This is a genomic window from Collimonas fungivorans Ter331, assembly GCF_000221045.1.
Taxonomy (GTDB): domain Bacteria; phylum Pseudomonadota; class Gammaproteobacteria; order Burkholderiales; family Burkholderiaceae_D; genus Collimonas; species Collimonas fungivorans_A.
The window spans coordinates 1972108-1993434 of sequence record NC_015856.1; the positions used below are offsets into that span (position 1 = coordinate 1972108).

At 61.9% G+C, this 21327-nt stretch carries 16 protein-coding genes; 6 read left to right on the plus strand and 10 right to left on the minus strand.

The genetic code is table 11. The features are described 5' to 3' along the window. Positions 1 to 23: 23 nt before the first annotated feature. From CFU_RS08705 to ilvD, 5 genes are all read right to left on the minus strand, one after another. Positions 24 to 989, minus strand: a complete 966-nt coding sequence (locus CFU_RS08705) for a hypothetical protein (RefSeq protein WP_014005669.1) — start codon at positions 987 to 989, stop codon at positions 24 to 26. After that, positions 989 to 3631: a DNA mismatch repair protein MutS gene (mutS, locus tag CFU_RS08710; protein WP_014005670.1), complete on the minus strand. Its 2643-nt coding sequence runs from the start codon at positions 3629 to 3631 to the stop codon at positions 989 to 991. The genes CFU_RS08705 and mutS overlap by 1 nt, the downstream gene beginning before the upstream one ends. A 173-nt stretch (positions 3632 to 3804) precedes the next feature. After that, positions 3805 to 4695, minus strand: a complete 891-nt coding sequence (locus CFU_RS23255; RefSeq protein WP_014005671.1) for a cell envelope integrity protein TolA — start codon at positions 4693 to 4695, stop codon at positions 3805 to 3807. A gap of 104 nt (positions 4696 to 4799) precedes the next feature. Beyond that, complete coding sequence (locus CFU_RS08720; RefSeq protein WP_014005672.1) at positions 4800 to 6044, minus strand: TIGR03862 family flavoprotein; 1245 nt, start codon at positions 6042 to 6044, stop codon at positions 4800 to 4802. 249 nt (positions 6045 to 6293) lie between these two features. Beyond that, complete coding sequence (gene ilvD, locus CFU_RS08725; protein WP_041743170.1) at positions 6294 to 8168, minus strand: dihydroxy-acid dehydratase; 1875 nt, start codon at positions 8166 to 8168, stop codon at positions 6294 to 6296. A gap of 308 nt (positions 8169 to 8476) precedes the next feature. On the opposite strand from ilvD, the gene metC reads away from it, so the two are divergent. Next, a complete protein-coding gene (gene metC, locus CFU_RS08730; RefSeq protein WP_014005674.1) occupies positions 8477 to 9676 on the plus strand; it encodes a cystathionine beta-lyase in 1200 nt (399 codons plus the stop codon). A 4-nt stretch (positions 9677 to 9680) separates the two neighbouring features. Here metC and CFU_RS08735 read toward each other — a convergent pair whose 3' ends face one another. Beyond that, entirely contained in the window at positions 9681 to 10148 is a 468-nt protein-coding gene (locus CFU_RS08735; RefSeq protein WP_041741579.1) for an Lrp/AsnC family transcriptional regulator, read from the minus strand. 199 nt (positions 10149 to 10347) lie between these two features. Here CFU_RS08735 and CFU_RS08740 point away from each other — a divergent pair, with 199 nt between their 5' ends. Next, positions 10348 to 12234 carry an autotransporter outer membrane beta-barrel domain-containing protein gene (locus tag CFU_RS08740; protein WP_050808520.1) on the plus strand — a complete coding sequence of 629 codons (1887 nt, stop codon included), beginning with the start codon at positions 10348 to 10350 and terminating at the stop codon, positions 12232 to 12234. Between the two features lie 116 nt (positions 12235 to 12350). On the opposite strand, the gene CFU_RS08745 is transcribed toward CFU_RS08740, so the two are convergent. After that, positions 12351 to 12956 (minus strand): DUF2242 domain-containing protein, encoded by a 606-nt coding sequence (locus tag CFU_RS08745; protein WP_081466439.1) that lies wholly within the window; start codon positions 12954 to 12956, stop codon positions 12351 to 12353. 119 nt (positions 12957 to 13075) lie between these two features. Further along, positions 13076 to 13933, minus strand: a complete 858-nt coding sequence (locus CFU_RS08750) for a metal-dependent hydrolase (protein ID WP_041743175.1) — start codon at positions 13931 to 13933, stop codon at positions 13076 to 13078. 88 nt (positions 13934 to 14021) lie between these two features. Here CFU_RS08750 and CFU_RS08755 point away from each other — a divergent pair, with 88 nt between their 5' ends. From CFU_RS08755 to selD, 4 genes are all read left to right on the plus strand, one after another. Beyond that, positions 14022 to 14675 carry a TetR/AcrR family transcriptional regulator gene (locus tag CFU_RS08755; RefSeq protein ID WP_041741580.1) on the plus strand — a complete coding sequence of 218 codons (654 nt, stop codon included), beginning with the start codon at positions 14022 to 14024 and terminating at the stop codon, positions 14673 to 14675. A gap of 85 nt (positions 14676 to 14760) precedes the next feature. Further along, positions 14761 to 15252, plus strand: a complete 492-nt coding sequence (locus CFU_RS08760; RefSeq protein WP_190275236.1) for a nuclear transport factor 2 family protein — start codon at positions 14761 to 14763, stop codon at positions 15250 to 15252. A gap of 15 nt (positions 15253 to 15267) precedes the next feature. Continuing rightward, the gene (gene mnmH, locus CFU_RS08765) at positions 15268 to 16329 is read left to right on the plus strand and encodes a tRNA 2-selenouridine(34) synthase MnmH (protein ID WP_014005681.1); all 1062 of its coding nucleotides are present in this window, start codon (positions 15268 to 15270) and stop codon (positions 16327 to 16329) included. Between the two features lie 58 nt (positions 16330 to 16387). Continuing rightward, a complete protein-coding gene (selD, locus tag CFU_RS08770; protein ID WP_014005682.1) occupies positions 16388 to 17440 on the plus strand; it encodes a selenide, water dikinase SelD in 1053 nt (350 codons plus the stop codon). A 3-nt stretch (positions 17441 to 17443) separates the two neighbouring features. On the opposite strand, the gene CFU_RS08775 is transcribed toward selD, so the two are convergent. Both CFU_RS08775 and CFU_RS08780 read right to left on the minus strand, forming a co-directional pair. Beyond that, positions 17444 to 18856 carry a PepSY-associated TM helix domain-containing protein gene (locus CFU_RS08775; protein ID WP_014005683.1) on the minus strand — a complete coding sequence of 471 codons (1413 nt, stop codon included), beginning with the start codon at positions 18854 to 18856 and terminating at the stop codon, positions 17444 to 17446. Between the two features lie 30 nt (positions 18857 to 18886). After that, positions 18887 to 21238, minus strand: a complete 2352-nt coding sequence (locus CFU_RS08780) for a TonB-dependent receptor (protein ID WP_041741583.1) — start codon at positions 21236 to 21238, stop codon at positions 18887 to 18889. Positions 21239 to 21327: the final 89 nt, after the last annotated feature.

Here is a 21327-nt window from a genome sequence, read left to right on the forward strand (position 1 = left end):
ATGTGCCCACCCTACGGGTGCGGCTAGCGGCGCGACAGCGTGGGCTGATCGGCAGGTTTTCCGAGTTCGAACAGTTTCGCGCTGGCCGGGTCCACTGTGACTTTCAGCCAGCCGGCGGGGACTTCCAGGTCGCCCAGGTTGCGCTGCCAGATGATATTCGCAGGATTGGTGGAGGCGGTCCCGTGCGGTCCATGGATCACCAGCACCTTGCCCTCGAAATGCGCGGCGTGTGAATTGATGCGCTGGCGGATTTCGGTAAAGCCATCGCGCTTGACGTTGAAGTCGAACACGCGATGGCGCTGGGTGGCCAGCGGATCGCCGTCGCAAAACAGAACCACCGCATCCGATTTCTTTTGCGACGCATTCAGGAACACGCGTTGCAGCCATTCGCGGTTGGCGATCTGCCGGTCTTCGAATTCGCTGTTGCGGCCGCCTTCCGCCAGGTAGTGGTTATTGGCGGCGGGCAGGTTGATGGTGGCGAACACCACGTTGCCGATCTCCCAGCGCGCATTCTCCACATAACTGCGGAATTTTGGCGAGGTCGATTGCCGGATCAGCGGGATCTTGCTGTCGCCAAAAGAAAATTCATCGGAAAAGAACAGCTCGCGGATCCGGCTCAGGCGTTCTATCGCGGCGGAGCGGTCGGCCGTAGTCCTGCAGGTTACCCAGTCGCTGGCCGACAGGGAAACGATCAGGCCGTTTTTTGCGCTGCTCAGCAAGGCCTTGCGCTGGCCGTACAACTTGTCGGTGCACGGCTCGCTGCTGGCCTTGATGCCGTTCGCCACCACAAACGCCAGGTTGTCGGCGTCGGTTTCGCTGATGGCGCCGCGCAGCGCGGTTTCATCGGCGTTGCTGCGAAATACATGGGCGATCACGCCGAAACTGAAGCCGGAGGTTTCCGCCAGCACCGTGCCGCAATTTGCCGCCAACGCCAGCAGCAGCGCTAGCTGGACCGGCAGTGTGCGGCGCTGGCGGGCGAAGGCGCTCATCAGTTTTTCTGCCCGCTGCTGAGATGCTTCAGCCGATATAGCTGTTCCAGCGCTTCGCGCGGGGTCAGGGTGTCGGGATCGATGCTGTCCAGGGCGATCAGCAATTCGCTGTCCACGGCCTCGCTGCCGCCGGTTTCATCGGCGTCCATGCTGGCGGCCTGCGCAAACAGGTCGAATTGCGGCGTCGGCTGCACCGATTGCGACTCCAGCAAGGCCAGGTGCTTGCGGGCGGCGCGGATCACCGGCGCCGGCACGCCGGCCAGCTGCGCCACCTGCAGGCCATAGCTCTGGGACGCAGGCCCGGCCTGCACGGCATGCAGGAAGACGATGCTGTCCTTGTGCTCGACCGCCGACAAATGCACGTTGGCGGCCGACGGATGCAGGTCCGGCAGCTGGGTCAGTTCGAAATAGTGGGTGGCGAACAAGGTGAAGCTGCGGGTGGCGTCGATCAGGTGGCGCGCGATCGCCCACGCCAGCGCCAGGCCGTCGAAGGTCGAGGTGCCGCGGCCCACTTCATCCATCAGCACCAGCGAGTTTTCGCTGGCGCCGTTGAGGATGGCGGCCGATTCGGTCATTTCGACCATGAAGGTGGAGCGGCCGCCGGCCAGGTCGTCGGCGGCGCCGATACGGGTGAAGATGCGGTCGATCGGACCCAGCACGGCGCTGTCGGCGGGCACGTAGCTGCCGACGTAAGCCAGCAGGGTGATCAGCGCTACCTGGCGCATGAAGGTCGATTTACCGCCCATGTTGGGGCCGGTGATCAGCAGCAGCTTGCGTTCGGGCGACAGCTGGCAGTCGTTGGCGATGAAGCGTTCAATCTGTTTTTCCACTACCGGATGGCGCCCTTGCACGATCTGGATCGCCGGTTCGTTCACCAGCCGCGGCACGCACCAGTCGTGGCGCGCAGCGTGGTCGGCCAGCGCCACCAGAGTGTCGAGCTGGGCCAGCGCGTGGGCGATGTTTTGCAAGGTGCCGATATGCGGCGCCAGGTCTTGCAATATCTGGTCGTACAGCGCTTTCTCGCGGATCAGCGCGCGTTCCTGCGCCGACAGGGCCTTGTCTTCAAACGCTTTCAGTTCCGGCGTGATGTAGCGCTCGGCATTTTTCAGGGTCTGGCGCCGGCGGTAATCGTCCGGCACCTTGGTGGTCTGGCCGTGCGTGACTTCGATGTAGAAGCCGTGCACCTTGTTGTATTCGACGCGCAGGTTGGCGATGCCGGTGCGCGCCCGTTCACGCGTTTCCAGGTCGACCAGGAACTGGCCGGCGTTTTCCGACAGTCCACGCAGTTCATCCAGTTCGGCGTCGAAGCCGGGGGCGATGACGCCGCCGTCGCGCACCATGGTCGACGGTTCGGCCGCGATTGAGGTCTGCAACAGCTGCAGGCAGTCGACCGGGGTTTCCAGCGCGCTTTGCAGTTCCTGCAGCAGCGGCGCTTGATTTTCACTGCCGCACATGGCGATGTCGGCGCGCAGGGAGTCCAGCTGTAGCAGGCCGTCGCGCAAGCCGGCCAGGTCGCGCGGCCGCGCCGACAGCAGGGCGATGCGGGCGGTGATCCGTTCGATGTCCGGTACAGCACTGAGCGTACTGGAAATGGCGCTGCCGGCATCGGCGGCAATCAGGGCGCCGATCGCCGCGTGGCGGCCGCGGGCTACCGCCTGGTCGCGCTTGGCGTGGTGCAGCCAGTGGCGCAGCAGGCGCGATCCCATCGCGGTGCGGCAGTGATCCAGCAGCGAAAACAGGGTAGGGGCGCCGGACGAGGCGTCCTGGCCACGTATGGTTTCGGTCAGTTCCAGGTTGCGCCGGGTGGCGGCGTCGAGGCCGATGAATTCGTTTTCGGTTTCCACCGTGAGCGTGCGCACATGCTGCAAACCCTTGCCCTGGGTCGATTGCGCGTAACGCAGCAAGGCGCCGGCGGCGCCGATGGCGGCGCTCAAGCCCTCGGCGCCAAAGCCGCCCAGGCTGCTGACGGCGAGCTGGTCGAGCAGCGCTTTCTGGCCGTTGGCGATATCGAAGTGCCATTCCGGCACAGTAGTGGCCTTGTCGACCACGGCGCTGCTCCACATGGTTTCCACCATGTCGGCGGCCAGGATCTCGGCCGGGGCGATGCGTTCCAGCTCCTGCTTCAGCAGGGTATCCAGCGTCGCCGCTTCGCAGGCGAATTCCATCATCTTCAAGGCGCCGCTAGCCATCGACAGCCAGGCCAGGCCGACCTTGACCGCCTTGCGCTGCTGGGTCACGTACAGCGCCAGCAAGGGCTGGTCCGATTTTTCCGGCAGCAGGTTGGAGTCGGTCAGTGTGCCGGGCGTGATCACGCGCAGCACTTTGCGGTCGACCGGCCCCTTGCTGGTGGCCGGATCGCCGATCTGTTCGCACAGCGCCACCGATTCGCCCAGCTTGATCAGCTTGGCCAGGTACTGGTCGGCGGAATGGAAGGGCACGCCGCACATCTTGATCGGCGCGTTGTTGTAGGTGCCACGTGCGGTCAGCGTGATACCCAGCAGGCGCGCCGCTTTTTCCGCATCGTTGAAAAACAGTTCGTAAAAATCCCCCATCCGGTAAAACACGAGCGTGTCTGGATAGTCGGCCTTGATGCCGAGGTATTGCTGCATGCCGGGTGAAACTTTTTGTGCCGCTGCCGTCATCGGGCGGCCCGTTGCTGGAAATTTGATTGCATTAAATGGGTTCTTTCTCAGGCGCTGAACCGCGCCTGATCGCTAATATTCGGGAATAGGCGATATTGTAAGCCGAACAAGGCTCAGCCGCCATTTCTTTGCGGTTCGGGATGCCTGTTGCACAAGCATTGGCGCGCCTGCTTTTATCGCGGCGGAGCGCTGTCCTGGAAAAACATTTCGCGCATCAGGAACTGCTGCAGTTCGGCCGTATCCTTCAACCTGGCGCTGAGCGTGATGACGCGGCCCAGCCGCTGCGAGCGCCATGGGATGTCGGTGCTGGTCTTCTTGCGGATCATCTCTATCATCTTGTTGACGATCGCCATCTCGATGCTTTCTTCGCTGCCGCGCTCAACCGGGATATTCTGCTGCGCGCTGCGGCTGGCGTTGGCGTTCCAGCCGCGGAAAATCAGGCTGGCGCGGAACGGGGTTTTATCGCGCACTTCGAAGATGCCGCCGGACTTGTCCTTGTCCATGCCCATCCAGCCGCGCTGCGCCTGGATGTTGGCGCGCGCGATGTCGTTCGGCGACTGCGGCGCTTCTTCCGCGGTCTCGCCGGCTTCGGTGCGTTCCTGGGCCTGGGCTGCTTCACGCCGCTGGCGCGCGGCCTGGATGTGCGAAGAAAAATCCTCTTCTACCGATTGCTGGTACTTGGGCGCATCGGGCGGCGGCGGTATGGTCGGCTCGGGCGCGGTGGCGACCACCGGTTTGCGAACCTGATCCTGTTTCGACTCGGTCTTGCGTGGTTTTGGTGCGGATTTCGGCTTGGCGGGAGGCGCCTGCCGTTTCGGCGGCGGTACGCTGCTGGGCGCCGTCGCGGCGCTGATGAGCAGCAATCCCATGTTGCCGGGCGAGGGCGAGGCCAGCGGCATCTCGACCGCCAGCTTGGTCAGTAAAAACCAGATGCCGATAATGTGGACCAGGACCGAAACCAGTACGCCGATGATCTTCGAAATGCGCCATTGACCGGCCTGCTGCTGGTCTGTCTGCGACGTTTCGCCCGGAGTTTCGCCTGGATTAACACTCCCTTCCTTCATCGGTTCAACCCTGTATCATCAACGTGATGGCAAGTTCGACAGCGTTGACGGCGGCCCCGCGGGAAACCGTGCCGTCCGCTGCTCTGGCGCCAAAGGTCGTCATGTTACCGTAACCAGCTTAAAACGCCATTGCCGGCGGCGCGTCCGGAGGCCAGGCAGACGCTGAGCAAGTAGCCGCCGGTGGGCGCTTCCCAGTCCAGCATTTCGCCGGCGCAGAATACGCCTGGCAAGGCCTTGAGCATGAGCCCCTGGTCCATGCCTTCAAACCTTACGCCGCCGGCGCTGCTGATGGCTTCGTCGATGGGGCGGGCGGCCAGCAGGGTCAGCGGCAGCGCCTTGATGGCTTGCGCGAGCAGCAGCGGCTGGCCAAAATCGGCGGCCGGCACCAGTTCCCGCAGTAGGCTGGTCTTGACCCCTTTTAGGCCCAGGCGGCTTTGCAGGTGGCTGGACCAGGAGCGCGCGCCGCGCGGCCGCGCCACTTCGTCCGTCACGCGTTGCAAGGACCAGTCGGGCAACAGGTCGAGATGTATCAGGGCGCTGCCGCTGGCGGCGATGCGGTCGCGCAGGCCCGCCGACAATGCATAGATCAGGCTGCCTTCGACGCCATCGGCGGTAATCACGAATTCGCCTTGCTTGCGCAGCGCCGGCCGGTCGTTCTCGCTGATGGCGATGGCGACCGATTTCAGATGATGGCCGGCAAAGTGTTCGCGGAAATAGTCGCTCCAGGCCGCCTCGAAACCGCAGTTCGCAGGCAGCAGCGGCGCCACGGGCACCTCGCGCCGGGCCAGCAGCGGCACCCATTTTGCATCGGAACCCAGGCGCGCCCAGCTGCCGCCGCCCAAGGCCAGCACGACCGAATCGGCATCCACTGCGAGCTCTCCTTGCGGTGTTTCGAAGGATAGCGCGCCGGCCTCGTTCCAGCCCAGCCAGCGATGGCGCATGTGGAAGCCGACGCCGGCCTGCCGCAGGCGATGCAGCCAGGCGCGCAGCAAAGGCGCGGCTTTCATGTCGGTCGGGAACACGCGGCCGGAGGAACCGATGAAGGTGTCTATGCCGAGCGCGTGCACCCATGCGCGCAAGGCGTCCGGATTGAACTGGTCCAGCAGCGGCACGATTTGCGGGCGGCGCGCACCGTAGCGCGACAGGAAATCGTCGTAGGCCTCGGAATGGGTCAGGTTCATGCCGCCTTTGCCGGCCAGCAGGAATTTGCGGCCTACCGAGGGCATGGCGTCGTACACATGGACTTGCATTCCGCCAGCCGCCAGCACCTCGGCCGCCATCAGGCCGGCCGGGCCGCCGCCGATAACGGCGACTGTTTTTTGCAATCCGGAATTATTCAACGAAGTCATCAGTCGGGGAAAGCCAATCCTGCAGTGTGATTCAAGGGAGTTTTAATAAGAAGAGTTGCAGGAACTGCCATAAAAATCTGCCAGAGGAAGCGGTCTGCAACTTTACCATATTGCAGCAATCAACACGGCCGGCAAGCAGCCGCTAAAGCCCATTGGTGACATGGAAACAAAAGAGGCTGGTTTGCACCAGCCTCTTTTACAGAGAGTTACATTTTTCCTGGCAAATAAACGCTAGGACACAATAGCCAACTAACGCTTCAGTTGGCTAATATCGCGCACCGCGCCGCGGTCGGCCGAAGTCGCCATGGCGGCATAGGCTAACAGCGCCTGCGACACATAACGCTGGCGATTGACCGGTTTCCAGGCATCCTTGCCCTTGGCTTCCATTGCAGCACGGCGTTGCGCCAGCTCGCTGTCGCTGATTTTCAGGTGCATGCGGCGTTCCGGGATATCGATTTCGATGATGTCGCCTTCTTCCACCAGGCCGATGGCGCCGCCTTCGGCCGCTTCCGGCGAGGCATGGCCGATCACCAGGCCGGACGAGCCGCCGGAGAAGCGGCCGTCGGTGAACAGCGCGCAGGATTTGCCCAGGCCCTTGGATTTGATATACGAGGTCGGATACAGCATTTCCTGCATCCCCGGACCGCCTTTCGGTCCTTCGTAGCGGATGATGACGACGTCGCCGGCATGCACCGTGTCGCCCAGGATTGCTTCCACTGCGTCGTCCTGGCTCTCGAAGACGCGGGCGCGGCCGCTGAACTTGAGGATGCTTTCATCGACGCCGGCGGTTTTGACGATGCAGCCGTTTTCCGCCAGGTTGCCGTACAAGACCGCCAGGCCGCCGTCTTGCGAATAAGCGTGCGCCTTGTTGCGGATGCAGCCGTTGTCGCGGTCGGTGTCGAGGCTGGTGAAACGCTTTTCCTGGGAGAACGCAACCTGGGTCGGCACGCCGCCAGGCGCTGCGCTGAACATCTTATGAACGGCCGGATCCTGGGTTTGCGTGATGTCGTTATTGGCGATGGAATCCGCCAGCGTCTTGGCGTGTATCGTCGGCCGGCTAGTGTCCAGCAAGCCGGCGCGCGCCAGTTCACCGAGGATGCTGACGATGCCGCCGGCGCGGTGCACGTCTTCGATATGGTATTTGTCGGTCATCGGCGCCACCTTGCACAGGCAAGGCACATGGCGCGAGATGCGGTCGATGTCGGCCATCTTGAAGTCGACTTCGGCTTCCTGCGCCGCCGCCAGCAGATGCAGCACGGTGTTGGTCGAACCGCCCATGGCGACGTCCAGCGTCATGGCGTTTTCAAACGAGGCCTTGGTGGCGATGCTGCGCGGCAGGACCGAATAATCGTCCTGCTCGTAATGGCGCTTGGCCAGTTCCACTATCAGGCGCCCGGCGCGCAGGAACAGTTCCTTGCGGTCGGCGTGGGTGGCGAGGATGGTGCCGTTGCCGGGCAGCGCCAGGCCGAGCGCTTCGGTCAGGCAGTTCATCGAGTTGGCGGTGAACATGCCGGAACAGGAGCCGCAGGTAGGGCAGGCCGAGCGTTCGATTTCGGCGATGTCGGCATCGCTGACGCTGGCGTCGCCCGCCTTGATCATGGCGTCCACCAGGTCGATCTTGAAAATCTTCTGGTCGATCACGGCCACGCCGGGCAGTTTTTCAACCACCTTGCCGGCTTCCATCGGGCCGCCGGAAACGAACACCACCGGGATATTGAGGCGCATGGCGGCCATCAGCATGCCGGGCGTGATCTTGTCGCAGTTGGAGATGCACACCATGGCGTCGGCGCAGTGGGCGTTGACCATGTATTCCACCGAATCGGCGATCAGTTCGCGCGACGGCAGCGAGTACAGCATGCCGCCATGGCCCATGGCGATGCCATCGTCGACCGCGATGGTGTTGAATTCCTTGGCGACGCCGCCGGCCGCTTCGATTTCGCGCGCCACCATCTGGCCCAGGTCCTTGAGGTGGACGTGGCCCGGCACGAACTGGGTAAACGAGTTGACCACGGCAATGATCGGCTTGTCGAAATCGCCGTCTTTCATGCCTGTGGCGCGCCACAGGGCGCGGGCGCCGGCCATGTTGCGGCCGTGGGTGGTGGTGCGGGAACGGTATTGCGGCATGATCTGCATCTCCAGAATGAATGGCTTAAGGCTGACGCTAGAGTGCCTTGCCCATAAGGCCATGTCAAATATATGATTTGTAGGCTATTAATATCGATTGCATATATATTGGATTTGGCATGTTTGCCGATGTCGGGCTGCGAGATTTCTTTCTATTTTGTATTTAAATACTTAAAAATATATAATTATTAGAAAAATATTCTAATAAATTCAGATTTAAGGATCTTTGTTGCAATAATTTTCCATGCGGACAATCCTACAATGGCAGCAGGTAATCTCGCCGTACAGTCCAGCATGGAGCGCTTCTTATGACTTCCGATCATTCCTCAGGTTCGCCGACAACTCATGTCGACACGCAACTGGTGCATTGCGGCCGCGAACCGGCGCGTTTTGCCGGCATGGTGAATACCCCGGTGTTCCGCGGTTCGACCATCATCGCCAACAACCTGGAAGACTGGGAAGCCGCGCGCCAGATCGACAATCCGATGTCCAACTACGGCCGCTTCGGCACGCCCACCACCCGTTCCTTCGAACAGGCGATCGTGACGCTGGAAGGCGGCCACAACTGCCTGGTGTTCCCGTCCGGCCTGTCGGCCTGCACCCACAGCATCATGGCGTTCGTCAAAAGCGGCGACCACGTCCTGATTACCGACAGCGTATATGGCCCGACCCGCACCTTTGCCGACCGCGTCTTGCGCCGCATGGGCGTGGAGGTGGAGTATTTCGATCCGCTGATCGGCGGCGAAATCCGTACCTTGCTGCGGCCGAACACCAGCGTGGTGTTTGTCGAGTCGCCCGGATCGTGGACTTTTGAAGTGCAGGACATTCCTGCCATCGCCGAAGAGGCGCACAAGGTCGGCGCCTACGTGCTGCTCGACAATACCTGGGCTACGCCGCTGTTTTTCAAACCGTTCGAACATGGCGTCGATGTCTCTATTCACGCCGCCACCAAATACATCGTCGGCCACTCCGACGCCTTGCTGGGCGTCGCCAGCGCCAACGAGCGGGCCTGGTGCATCCTCAAGCACGGCGCCCACGATTTTGGCCAGACCGCGGGTCCGGACGATATCTACCTGGCTTTGCGCGGCATGCGCAGCATGGCGGTGCGCTTGCGCCAGCATTCGGAGAGCGGCATCCAGTTGGCCGAATACCTGCAGACCCAGCCGCTGGTGGAGCGGGTATTGCATCCGGCCCTGCCGTCCGATCCCGGCTACAAGCTGTGGCAGCGCGATTTCCTCGGCGCCAGCGGGCTGTTCACGATCGCCTTGAAAGAAGTCGGCCGTCCGGCGCTGTCGAAATTCTTCGACGGCCTGCAACTGTTCGGCATCGGCTTGTCGTGGGGCGGTTTTGAAAGCCTGGCTTTACCGCTGGACAAGCCGCCGACGCGAGTGGCTTCGGCCACGACCTACCCGAACCCGCTGGTGCGGATCCACGTCGGCCTGGAGAATATCGATGACCTGATCGCCGACATGGGCCTGGCGTTCAAGCGTATGGAGCAGGCGCTGTAAAGAGTCAGTCCAGTCCGGCATAGTCAAGTGGCAGCGCGGTGGTGTGCTTGATCTGTTCCATGGCGAAGCTGGCGTTGACGTCGAACAGGGCGTTCGACTGCGTCAGCTTCTGGTACACCGCGTCGTAGGCGGCGATATTCGGCACCACCACCCGCAGCAGGTAATCGATGTTGCCGCTCATGCGGTAAAACTCGACCACTTCCGGAATCAGTTTGACGGTGTTGCTGAATTGCGCATACCAGTTGGCGTTGTGCTGGTTGGTCTTGATCGACACGAATACCGTCACGCCGACATTGAGCTTGTTGGCGTCCAGCAGCGCCACCCGGCGCAGCACCACGCCATCCTCTTCCAGCTTCTGTATGCGGCGCCAGCACGGCGTCGACGACAGGTTGACCTTCTCGGCGATCTCCGCCACCGGCGTGCTGGCGTCTTCCTGCAGGATGGCCAGAATCTGTTTATCTATTTTATCCATGGTCGGCTTGATTCGAGATGAGTGTCGGCAGAGGCAGTTTAGCGCCACTTGCGCGAACGCAGCGGATTTCGAGTGTTTTGCCTATGTCCTCGATTGACTTTGCCGCCCGGGAGGCAGATATTAACGGCGCAACATCTATAAATACAAGAGGGAGACACAATTGCGCATATCTTTACCAAAACCATTCCGCCTGCGCCCCATGGCCCGTGCACTGACCGCCCGTACTGCTGCCGTATTGGGCGCGGGGCTCGTCATCTGCGCGCCGGCCGGCGCCGCGAATTTTTCGCAGATGGTGTTTTTCGGCGACTCGCTGACCGACAGCGGATATTTCACCGGCGTCGGCAAGCAGCCGTCGTTTACGACCAACCCCGACCCGGTCTGGGCGCAGATCCTGGCGCATAAATACGGCACTACCGCCAATCCGGCAGCGGTGCTGACGCCGAGCGGCGCGCAGGCGGCCGGCGGCACCGACTACGCCGTCGGCGGCGCCCGCGTGACCAGCCAGAACGGCTGGCCCGACGCCGCCACGGCGCCTTTGGTGCCGACCGTCGCCAGCCAGGTCCAGGCTTACCTGGCCGCCAATCCGCGGCTCGACAGCAAAGGCCTGTACGCGGTCTGGGCCGGCGCCAACGACATATTCGGCTACACCCAGACCAATATCGCCGGCCTGCTCAATCCGGCGACGCAGACTGCCACCGCGGTGCAGACGATCCAGCAAGTCGCCGGCGAAGCCACCAATGTAGTCAGCCTGGTCAGGCAATTGCAGCAAGCTGGCGCCGGCACCGTGATCGTCATCAATCTGCCCGACGTCGGCCGCACTCCGCAAGGTTCGTCGATCCCGGCGCTGGCCACCTTGTGGACAGCGGCGTCGACCAGCTTCAACGACAGCCTGAACAGCGGCTTGAGCGGCCTGGGCGGCAATATCGTCGCGCTCAACGCCTTCGGCCTGCTGCGTGAAGCGATCGCCAATCCCGGCTTGTACGGCTTCACCAACGTCACTTCACAGGCGTGCACCACCAGCTCTTCGTCGACTTGCACCACCTCAACCCTGGTGGCGCCGAACGCCGACCAGACTTACCTGTTCGCCGACGGCGTCCATCCGACCGGCGCCGGCCATGCCATTCTGGCGCAGTATGTCGAATCGGTATTGCAGGCTCCGGGCCAGATCGGCATGCTGGCGGAAGCGCCGCTGGCCGGCGCCCAGACTTTCACCCGGGTGATCGACGACCGCCTGCGCCTGACGCCGCGCGCAGGGCAGGTGGAAGCCTATGCCGCCTATGACAATACCCACCAGAGCCTGGACCACAACGGCAACAATCCTGGCCTGGACGGTTCGTCCAACAGCCTGTCGGTTGGCGTCGACTATGCGGTCAACCAGAACGTTACGGTCGGCGGCGCTTTCGGTTTCGCCCATAACAAGGCGAATTTCGGCAACGACACCGGCGGCTTCAAGCTGGACCAGGCCATGTTGTCGGCCTACACCCAGTACCGCGACGGCGCCTGGGCGCTCAACGCGCTGGGCATGGTCGGTTCGCTGCAGTACAAGGACGTGACCCGCAACATCGCTTTGGGTGCGGCTACCCGCCGCGAGAGCGGCAGCAGCGACGGCCACCAGTTCCTGCTGCGCATCGGCGGCCAGTACGACTTTAACCTTGGCGGGCTGGTTCTGAGTCCGGTCGGCACCCTGACCTGGCAACAGGTCAATGTCGACGGCTACACCGAAAACGGCAATGACAGCACGGCCATGAACTTCCAGTCGCAGCGGCGCAATTCGCTGGTGTCCAGCCTGGGCGCGCAAGTCAGCAGCAAGCTGACGCTGGGCCAGTATGCGCTGCAGCCGTTCGCCAAGCTGGCATGGGAAAAAGAGTTTGAAGACAGCGAACGCGACGTGCGCGCCAATGTGGTCGGCATGGCCGGCAGTTTCGGTTTGCCGGCGTACCAGGGGCCTTCCAACAGCGCCCGGCTGGATCTCGGCGCCAGCATTGCGCTGGCGGCGGACTTCAGCGCTTACGCCAGCTACAGCGGCCAGTTCGCCGGCGGCAACAAGACCAACTCTTTCCAGGTCGGCTTGAAGAAAGCGTTTTAAGCGCGTAGGGTGGGCACGCTTTTGTGCCCACGCGTGACCTCAAATTCAGCGGCGGCATTTATAGATAACGCGTGGGCACAAAAGCGTGCCCACCCTACGGCTTGTTTGCGCGGGATTTATTCCGGGGCCTTGGGCGCCGGCTTGACCGGCAGCGCAGGCTTGTCGTCGAAATCCTGCACCGGCAAACCGGTATCGAGGCCGAGGTAATGTTCGATCAGGCCGAAAAAACGGTCGTAGAACTGGCCGGCCGGAATCGTCTCGCTGGCGACCTTTACCAGCGAATCGGAAGTGCTACCGATCGGCATCGACACCGAACCCAGCACGCTCAAGCCGACGCTGGCCGAGTTGTTGGTTTTCTTGAGGGCGTAACGGTCCTGGGTGGCGCTGACAAACAGCGTGCTGCTTTTGCCTTGCTTGTCGTTGGCGGCGCACACCACATGGAATTCGATCTCGACGTGGACATCGCTTTCCGGCTGGAAGTGCTTGTGGCCGTCGACCAGGTCATCCTTGGCCTGCTTGATGATGTAACCCTGGCTCAGCAAAGTGCGGCGCGCCGCTTCGCAGGTGTCGGCGCTGGACTTGGCGAAGTCATGGGAAAACGTGCTGGTTTCGCTGAATTCCTCGCCCTGGTAAACCTTGGGCTTTGCGGTCGAGCAGGCGGCGAGGGCGCCGCCCAGCAAGACCAGCAGCGAAACACGTGAAAAACTGTACATCCTGGACATGAACGAAAACTCCTTGAATCGGCTAAACAATAGCGAATAGCGGCGATGGCATTTTAGACCATCGCGCGCAATATTCAGCCGATTCGACAGAAGTTCGGGCGTTTCGTTGCAATCCTGGCTTAAGCCGCCTTGGGACCGCGCACCACCGTGTACTGCTCGGAATTGCCGGAAAGCCATTGTTCCGCCAGCTTGCGGTTGTCATGCTGCCATGGGTGGAAATCGCGGCGCAGGTAGGCGAGCAAGGGGGCGGTGCTGAGCCAGATCAAGCCGTAGCGGCCAAAGAAGAAGCGGGCGGCGTCGAGCCAGGTGCCGGGTTTGAACAGCACACGGTCGTGCCAGAGATTGTTGATGGTCTGCCCGGTCGCCATCAGGGTGAAGTGCAGCATGGCAAAAGCGTAGCCGCGCACACGCGCCCGGTAGTCGCCTCCGAGTGTGTGGAACAGGTCGAAAGCGACCGCCTTGTGCTCGGTTTCTTCCGCCGCGTGCCAGCGCCACAGGGTCTGCAAGGCCGGTTCGGCCCCTGCCAGTACGGGCGGGTGGCGCAGCGTCAGGTCGGCCATCACTGCGGTGTAGTGCTCCAGGGCGGCGGTAATCGCCAGCCTGCGCATGGCGGGAACCTTATGTTGACGCCCCAGTGCGATCAGGTCGCCGGCCCAGTGCTGCCAATGGTTGTGCAATCCCTGTTTTTCCAGTTCGGCGTTGTACAGGCCGTGCACACGGCGGTGGGTCGCTTCCTGTCCGACAAAATCCTGGATCGTGGCGCGCAGGGAAGCGTTTTCCGGAGAATCCGGCAACGATTGCGCGGCCTCGCGTACGGAGTCGATGAATTCCTGTTCGCCGACGGGAAAGCTCATGGACAAGGCGTTGAAGTATTGGGTACGGAACGGTTTGCCTGCCAGCCAGTGACGCGGGAAACCTTGCGACAGATCGACCAGCAGTCTTCTTACCATCAATGGAGTGGAGGTATTCACGGGCATGCCTTTGTGGATTTGCGACATAACCACTATACTGAGCTTTATTCAGTTTTTAAACTCGCAACTTGCTCAGTTTTTGACGGATATAGCCATGGCCAAGCGCACTCCCGGTTCTTCCTCTGAAATAATGCGAAAATTGCCCACCCAGGAGCGGGCGCAGCGCACCATCGAGACCATTTTTGAAACCACTGCTCAGATTCTGGAAAGCGAAGGTCCGGCCGGGCTGACCACCAATAAAGTGGCGGAAAAGGCCGGTTTCTCGATCGGCACCCTGTACCAGTACTTCCCCAGCAAGGAAGCGATACTGACCGCCTTGATCGCGCGCGAGCGGCGGCGCGTGATGGATGAGCTGGATGCATTGATGGAAAGCGCCGAAAACCAGGTCGGCCAGCTCGAGCCGAAGAGTTTCCTGCGCCAGTTCATCCGCATCAATATCGAAGGCCTGGGCAGCGGCCGCAGCGCCAAGCGGGCAATGGTCCGCTTCGCCTGGCAGCACGATCATCACGAAGACATTACCCAGGCCTTGCGCGAGACGGCGGAACGGATCGCCATCAGCATGCAAAGGATCCACCACCCCAAGCTGCGGCCGCCGACGCCGGCCATGATGTTCGTGGTGACGCGCGCCGTGATCGGCGCCATCCGCAGCGCATCGCTGGAAAAATCGCCGCTGCTGGGCAGCATCGAATTTGAAGACGAGCTGGTGCGGCTGGCCTGGGGCATGCTGTCTGAGCAGGACGATGCCTGATTGATGCGGCTGCGCTCAAGGACAGTGGCAATGCTTATAATGGGCGATTCGGTTAACCATGCAGCAACTCAGCGAGATGTCGATTATGCGTAACCTCATTTGCAACCTGCCGCGCCCGGGCAAGGTGCTGCTGGCGATCCTGGCGGCAGCAACGCTGACGGCGTCCGCCCAGTCCGCGCCGCCAGTTGCGGCCCAGGCGAGCGCTGCCAGACTGACGCCGCTGGAAGTGGTGCAGGCTTACGTCGCCGCTGCCAACCGCAACGACCTCGATGCCTTCATCGCGCTCTACGCGCCGGACATCGCCAAATACAAATTTCCCGCGACCCTTGCCTCGCAGGGGCGGGAACACATGCGTGAAGTGTATGCCCGTTCTTTCGCGCAAAAACGCGGCCTCCATGTTGAAGTGGTGAGCATGGTTGCGCTGGGCGACAAGGTGGTTTCGCGCGATCATGTCACCGGCCTGCCAGACGGCAAGAGCGCAGACGAGCTGACCGTCTACCAGGTCGAGAACGGCCTCATCACGAACATCGTCTATCTCGGCCAGGAAGAGCATGCTGCTCCGCCAGCCAAAAACTGATCCAGAAAAACGCGAATGAAATACCCGGCATTGCTGTCCTTTCAAGAAGTCCTTCCCCGGCTCAAGCAGTTCGACGCTGTCATCGACGCCCGCAGCCCGTCGGAATTTGCCGAAGACCATATTCCCGGCGCTATCAATTGTCCGGTGCTGGACGATGCGCAAAGAGCGCAGGTCGGCACCATGTACAAGCAGGTCAATACTTTCGAGGCAAAAAAGCTGGGCGCGGTGCTGGTCGCCCGTAATATCGCCTGCCATATCGAAACCCTGTTCCTGGACAAGCCGCGCGAATGGATGCCCTTGGTTTACTGTTGGCGCGGCGGCAACCGCAGCGGCGCCATGGCGCACATCATGGCAAAAATCGGCTGGCCGGTGGCGCAGCTGGACGGCGGCTACCAGTCGTATCGCAGGCATGTCAACGCCAGCCTGGCCGAGCTGCCGCTGCGCTTCGGCTTCAAGGTGATTTGCGGCCCTACCGGCAGCGGCAAGAGCCGCCTGCTGCAAGTGCTGGCGCAGCAGGGCGCGCAAGTGCTGGACCTGGAACAGATGGCGGCGCACCGCGGTTCGGTGCTGGGCAACCTGCCGAGCGAACTGCAGCCCTCGCAAAAAACTTTCGAGAGCCGGTTGTGGGACACGCTGCAGGGTTTCGATCCGCGCTATCCAGTGTTCGTCGAATCCGAGAGCAAGAAAGTCGGCAACCTGCGGGTGCCGGAGGTGCTGATGGAATCCATGCGCAACTCGCCGTGTTATGCGGTGGCGCTGTCGCGTCCGGACCGGGTGCGGCTGCTGCTGGAAGACTATGTGCATTTCATCGCCGATCCCGCCTTGCTGAATACCCAGCTGGCTTGCCTGGCCTACGTCCATGGCCGCGACAAGGTCGCTTTCTGGCAGCAGCTGAGTTTGTCGGGACGGATCGAGGAACTGGTCGATGAGCTGTTGCTGAAACACTATGACCCGGCTTATGCGCAGTCGATCAAGAGGAATTTCGATCAGTTTTCCGAGGCGCAGGTCATCGATCTGCCGGATATTTCGGACGCCGCCTTTGCCCGCGTGGCGCAACAGCTGCATCAAGAGAAATAAGCGCCGATGGCGCGTATACTTCATTCTTACCTTTGTTTGACCTCACCTCAGGACGCGTATGCCCGATCTCGCTGAATCCACTATCCGACTGACTTCGTTTTCGCACGGCGGCGGCTGCGGCTGCAAGATCGCGCCGGGCGTGCTGGCGGAAATCCTCAAGGGCTCGCACGGATTCCCGGTGCCGAAAGAATTGATGGTAGGGATTGAAACCGCCGACGACGCCGCCGTCTACAAACTCAACGACGAACAGGCGCTGATCGCGACCACCGATTTTTTCATGCCCATCGTCGACGACCCTTACGACTTCGGCCGCATCGCCGCCACCAACGCCATCTCGGACGTGTACGCCATGGGCGGCACGCCGATCATGGCGCTGGCCCTGGTCGGCATGCCTATCGACAAGCTGCCGCTGGAAGTCATCGCCAGCATCCTGAAAGGCGGCGAGTCGATCTGCGCCGAAGCCGGCATCCCGATCGCCGGCGGCCATACCATCGATTCGGTCGAGCCGATCTACGGCCTGGTGGTGCTGGGCCTGGTCCATCCATCCAAGGTCAAGCGCAACGCCGGCGCCAGAGCGGGCGACAAGCTCATCCTGGGCAAGCCGGTCGGTGTCGGCATTTTGTCCGCCGCCTTGAAAAAGGGCGCGCTGGACGCTGCCGGTTATGCCGCGCTGATCAGCAACACGACCAAGCTGAACAAGCCGGGCCGCCTGCTGTCGGAACTGGCCGGGGTTAACGCCTTGACCGACGTCACCGGTTTCGGCTTGCTGGGGCATATGCTGGAACTGGCGCGCGGCGCCAAGCTGTCGGCGCGGCTCGAGATGGGAGCTATCCCCTTGCTGCCGCAAGTGCAGCAATTGGCCGAACAGGGATATATCACCGGCGCTTCAGGGCGCAACTGGAACGGCTACGCCAAGGATGTGACCTTGGCCGACAGCATCACGCCGGTGCAGCGCAGCCTGTTGACCGACCCGCAAACCTCGGGCGGCTTGCTGGTTTCCTGCGATCCTGCCGCGGCGGAACAGGTGCTGGAACTGTTCCGCCGCGAAGGGTTTGCCGATGCTGCCGTCATCGGCGAAATGACAGCCGGCAGCGGCGTGCAAGTCGTGTAATCGCTAAGCGCGTTTCTTGAAAAACAGAGTGTCGCCAAGCCAGACGGCAATCATCGTCGCTCCCATCAACGGGAAGATGATGCCGAGCAGCGCCATATAGCCTTTCCAGCGCGCGATCGACGGCGGCGGCTGCAGCACGCGTTTTGGCGCGCCGATCGAATGTTGTGGACGGCGCTTCCACCACATGATGAATCCGGTGGCGGCCATGCCCAGCAGCGTCAATGAAATGGCGGCGCAGATCAGCTGGTTGGCGAGGCCGAAATACTCTCCCATATGCAAGGCAACGCCGAGCGAAACCAGCTTGGAGACCGGGTTGTACTCGGAAAAACGCATGTCCTTCATGATCTTGCCGCTGTACTGGTCGATGTGCAGCGTGCGCTGCTGGTCCAGGTCGGAACGGACGAATTCCCCCGCGCCGGGCGCATACGAAGCGGTGAATACATCGGAGCTCTTGCCGGGCAGGACCAGCTGGTAGGTTTGCATGCCGTTACGTGCGGCGATCGCTACCACCTGGTCGATGGCCAGGCGCTGTTGCGGCAAGTCGTGTGACATCGGCACCATGGTGGCGCCGACTGCCCACGGGACGTTGGCCAATGGCAGGTCCTGCATTTTCATGCCAGGCATGCCTGCCATCGCAGCGTGCGCGTCTGCATCATGGACATGGGTTTCCTTCGCTGCCGCTTTTGGCGGCGCGGCCCAGGTAACCACCGCCTGGAAGTTCTTGCCCCAGAAACTGGACCACGGCAAGCCGCTCATGATGAAGAACACCGCGCCTATCGAGACCCAGATGCCGACCACCAGGTGCAGCTCGCGCCAGACCGCCCGGCCGCGCAGGCTGAGGCGCGGCAGCAAGGTGCCCCATACCGAAAACTGCTTGCGCGGCCACCACAGGGCGATGCCGGTGCCGACCATGACCAGGGTCCAGCAGGCCGCCAGTTCCATCAGCCAGCCGCCCCATTTTCCGAGCAGCAGGTCGCGGTGGATTTGCCGCACCTGTTTCATCAGCCGGTGTTCGACGCTCAGCGTGCCCAGCACCTGGCCCGTGTAGGGATTGAGGTAGACGCTGGTGCTGTCGCCGGAAGCCAGGCGGAATACCGCTTCGGTGCTGCGCTGCGGGTCCTGGCTGACGGCTATCGAGCTTGGCTTGGCATCCGGCGGCAGCGCGCCGGCGGCGATGCCGAGCAGCTTGTCGTAACCCAGCCGGGCCTGGCTGCTGGCGGATACGGACAGCTTGTCGTTGTACAGAGCGCTTTCTATCTGCGGCTTGAAGACATAGATGGTGCCGGTGATCGCTAGCACGATCAGGAACGGCATCACGAACAGGCCGGCATAAAAATGCCAGCGCCACAGGATGCGGTAATTGCGCGACGAAACTGAGCTTGTCTCATCAGGCGCGTTTTGCTGAATTGTCTGCATGATTGTTCCTTGCTAAAATTTTTGCAGCGGTCACAAACTGACTTTGGCTTCCAGGTAGAAGGTCCGGCCTGGATAGGGGTAGTAGACGTAGTAGCGCTTGTCGGTCAGGTTGTCGATGCCGATTCCCAGTTCCGTGTTCCTGGTCGGCTTGAAGGTCAGCTTGGTGTCGAACACCAGGAAAGAGCTGGTGCCGCCGAAGGTGTCGGGATTGGTGTCGGTATTGGTCAGCGTGTTGTACTGCCGCCCCGAATAACGCCCGGCCAGCATTACGGTGGCCTGGTCGTTGACGTGATAGCTGCCGACCAGGTTGCTGCGCCACTGGGGGATGCGATAGAAGTTCTTGCCGACGGTCGCCGGGTTCTTGCTGTTTTCCAGGATGATCGACCTGGTGTAGCCGACGCTGGCGCTCAGGTCCAGTCCGCGCAGGAACACATCTTCGCCGGAATAGCTGAGCTCGATCCCGCGCGAACGCACCCGGTCGATGTTCTGGATGCTGGTGATGTTGGGGAACACCGTGGTGTTGGTCTGGCTGAACAAGGTGTTCTTCACATCGTCTTCAAACAGCGACATGCGCAGCATGCCGTTGAATTGCGACCATTCGGCGCTGAGTTCTTTCGCCAGGTCGTTTTCCGGTTTCAGGTTGGGATCGTTGTTGACCAGCGTCGAGCCGGTCAGGCTGCCCTGGAACAGTTCGCTGACGGTCGGGAAACGATAGGCGCGGCCGGTGGAAAAGCGCAATGTCAGGTCGGAAGTCGCCTGGTAGGACAGCGCCGCCTTCGGTGACCAATAGGACAGGCTTCGATTGTCGTAACGCTGGGCGGCGGCGCTGGTGGCGCGGGCGCCGTCGTAGGCGCGCCAGTCTTCGTAACGCAGGCCATAGGTCAGTTTCCACAACTGGCTCAATTGCCAGGCGTCCTGCGCAAACAGGGCCTGGGTTTCGGTCTTGCCGGCGAAAGCGTTGTTGAAACTGCCGCCATCGTTGCTGCGCCAGTTGCCCAGGTTGTAGGTGGTGTTTTCCAGGAAATAATTATCGTAGTGATAGCCCAGGGTCGGCCAATGGCTGCCGGCGGCGAGGGTTGCCGGTTTGTAGTCGGCTGCCAGATCCAGGGTTTTCCAGCCGGAGCCGTTGCCGTAGGTGGCGACACCGCTCAGGTTGCTGGCCAGCCCGCTGCTGGCGGAACGGGAGATGCTTTTCGATACGTCGAAATAGGATGCGATCGCCGAGTAGTTCCAGCCGCTGGCATGGCGGGTTTTCAGCGTCAGGCCGTACAGCTGGTTCTCGCTTTCGCTGGCCGCCGGTGCAAAGAACGAGACCGGCAGGTTGTACTGGTAGCCGCCGATATTGACCAGGCCCGAATACACCGGATTGCCGTTGGCGTCGCGCAGGAAGGTCTGGGTGCTGTTGCTCACCTGCTGGCGCCAGTAGCCGAAGGTAAAGCCGGCTTGCAAGGTCGGCGTGATGTCGTAGGCGGCCTTGAACTTGAACTGGTCCTGCACCGCGCGCTCGGCGCCTTCGGCATTGACGCCGAAGATGGTGGCGGGGGCGCCGTTCGGATCGGTATATTGATAGGCGCCGGTCACCGGGATCGCGGCAGCGGTCGCCGCTTGCCTGGAGCGCGGCTGGCTGGCGTACACAAACGGCTGGCCGGCGTTGCTGAGATGGTCGATGCCGAGCAGGAAGGACAGGTCGCCGACCTTGTTGCCGATCGCCGCCGTGCTCTTGTTGCCGTCGAAATGGCCGTCGACGCCGAACAGGCTGAACTGCTGGCTGAATACCTGGGCCTTGAACATCGCTTCCAGCCTGGTCGGCATCTTGGTGGTGATCGCGACTGTCGCTCCCATCGAATTGCCGGGGTAGAGGGCGGAGAAGGGGCCGTAGACCACATCCACTTGCGCGATGTCTTCCGGGAAAACCATGGACCAGCGCGGCGGGAAGCTGTGGGTATTGCCGAGGAAATTGCTGAGCAGCAGGCCGTCGGCGTACACCAGGCCGCGCGCGGTCTGCGAAGTGCCGTTGCCGCGCACCGATATGGTGGCGTTTTCATCGCCGATGAAACGCTTGCGGATCGCCATGTTAGGCATGTACTTCAAGGCGTCTTCGGTATTGATGACGTTGAGGTTTTCCAGTTGCGCGGCGGTGATCCGTTCGCTGCTGGCGGGCAGGTTGGGATCGAGCACGCGCTTTTCCCGGGTTCCCGTGACAAACACCTCGGGCACTGCATGGATATCTTCATCCGTCGCCCATGCGCTTTGCGAGAGCATGGGTAGGGCCAGCATGACGGCCAAGGACGAGGTCTGGCGTAAAAAAGACGGCAACTGATGCGGCAACGACAGATAGCGGCGCGATGAAACATTCTTAGTTTGCGCGAGCAAATCAAGCATAAAAAATTTCCCCTGGACAGACGATAATCGTCCCCGGATGGCAAGTGCGACCGGGGATAAGCGGCGCGTGAAGTCAGCCTTCAAGCGCC

Excerpts from the sequence above, each read along its gene's own strand:
- CFU_RS08720 (WP_014005672.1), bottom strand. The coding sequence starts at position 6,044 with ATGACTTCGTTGAATAATTCCGGATTGCAAAAAACAGTCGCCGTTATC.
- CFU_RS23255 (WP_014005671.1), bottom strand. The coding sequence starts at position 4,695 with ATGAAGGAAGGGAGTGTTAATCCAGGCGAAACTCCGGGCGAAACGTCG.
- CFU_RS08775 (WP_014005683.1), bottom strand. The coding sequence starts at position 18,856 with ATGCAGACAATTCAGCAAAACGCGCCTGATGAGACAAGCTCAGTTTCG.
- ilvD (WP_041743170.1), bottom strand. The coding sequence starts at position 8,168 with ATGCCGCAATACCGTTCCCGCACCACCACCCACGGCCGCAACATGGCC.
- CFU_RS08760 (WP_190275236.1), top strand. The coding sequence starts at position 14,761 with ATGCGTAACCTCATTTGCAACCTGCCGCGCCCGGGCAAGGTGCTGCTG.
- selD (WP_014005682.1), top strand. The coding sequence starts at position 16,388 with ATGCCCGATCTCGCTGAATCCACTATCCGACTGACTTCGTTTTCGCAC.
- CFU_RS08740 (WP_050808520.1), top strand. The coding sequence starts at position 10,348 with ATGGCCCGTGCACTGACCGCCCGTACTGCTGCCGTATTGGGCGCGGGG.
- mutS (WP_014005670.1), bottom strand. The coding sequence starts at position 3,631 with ATGACGGCAGCGGCACAAAAAGTTTCACCCGGCATGCAGCAATACCTC.
- CFU_RS08735 (WP_041741579.1), bottom strand. The coding sequence starts at position 10,148 with ATGGATAAAATAGATAAACAGATTCTGGCCATCCTGCAGGAAGACGCC.
- mnmH (WP_014005681.1), top strand. The coding sequence starts at position 15,268 with ATGAAATACCCGGCATTGCTGTCCTTTCAAGAAGTCCTTCCCCGGCTC.
- CFU_RS08750 (WP_041743175.1), bottom strand. The coding sequence starts at position 13,933 with ATGCCCGTGAATACCTCCACTCCATTGATGGTAAGAAGACTGCTGGTC.
- CFU_RS08745 (WP_081466439.1), bottom strand. The coding sequence starts at position 12,956 with ATGTCCAGGATGTACAGTTTTTCACGTGTTTCGCTGCTGGTCTTGCTG.
- CFU_RS08780 (WP_041741583.1), bottom strand. The coding sequence starts at position 21,238 with ATGCTTGATTTGCTCGCGCAAACTAAGAATGTTTCATCGCGCCGCTAT.
- metC (WP_014005674.1), top strand. The coding sequence starts at position 8,477 with ATGACTTCCGATCATTCCTCAGGTTCGCCGACAACTCATGTCGACACG.
- CFU_RS08705 (WP_014005669.1), bottom strand. The coding sequence starts at position 989 with ATGAGCGCCTTCGCCCGCCAGCGCCGCACACTGCCGGTCCAGCTAGCG.
- CFU_RS08755 (WP_041741580.1), top strand. The coding sequence starts at position 14,022 with ATGGCCAAGCGCACTCCCGGTTCTTCCTCTGAAATAATGCGAAAATTG.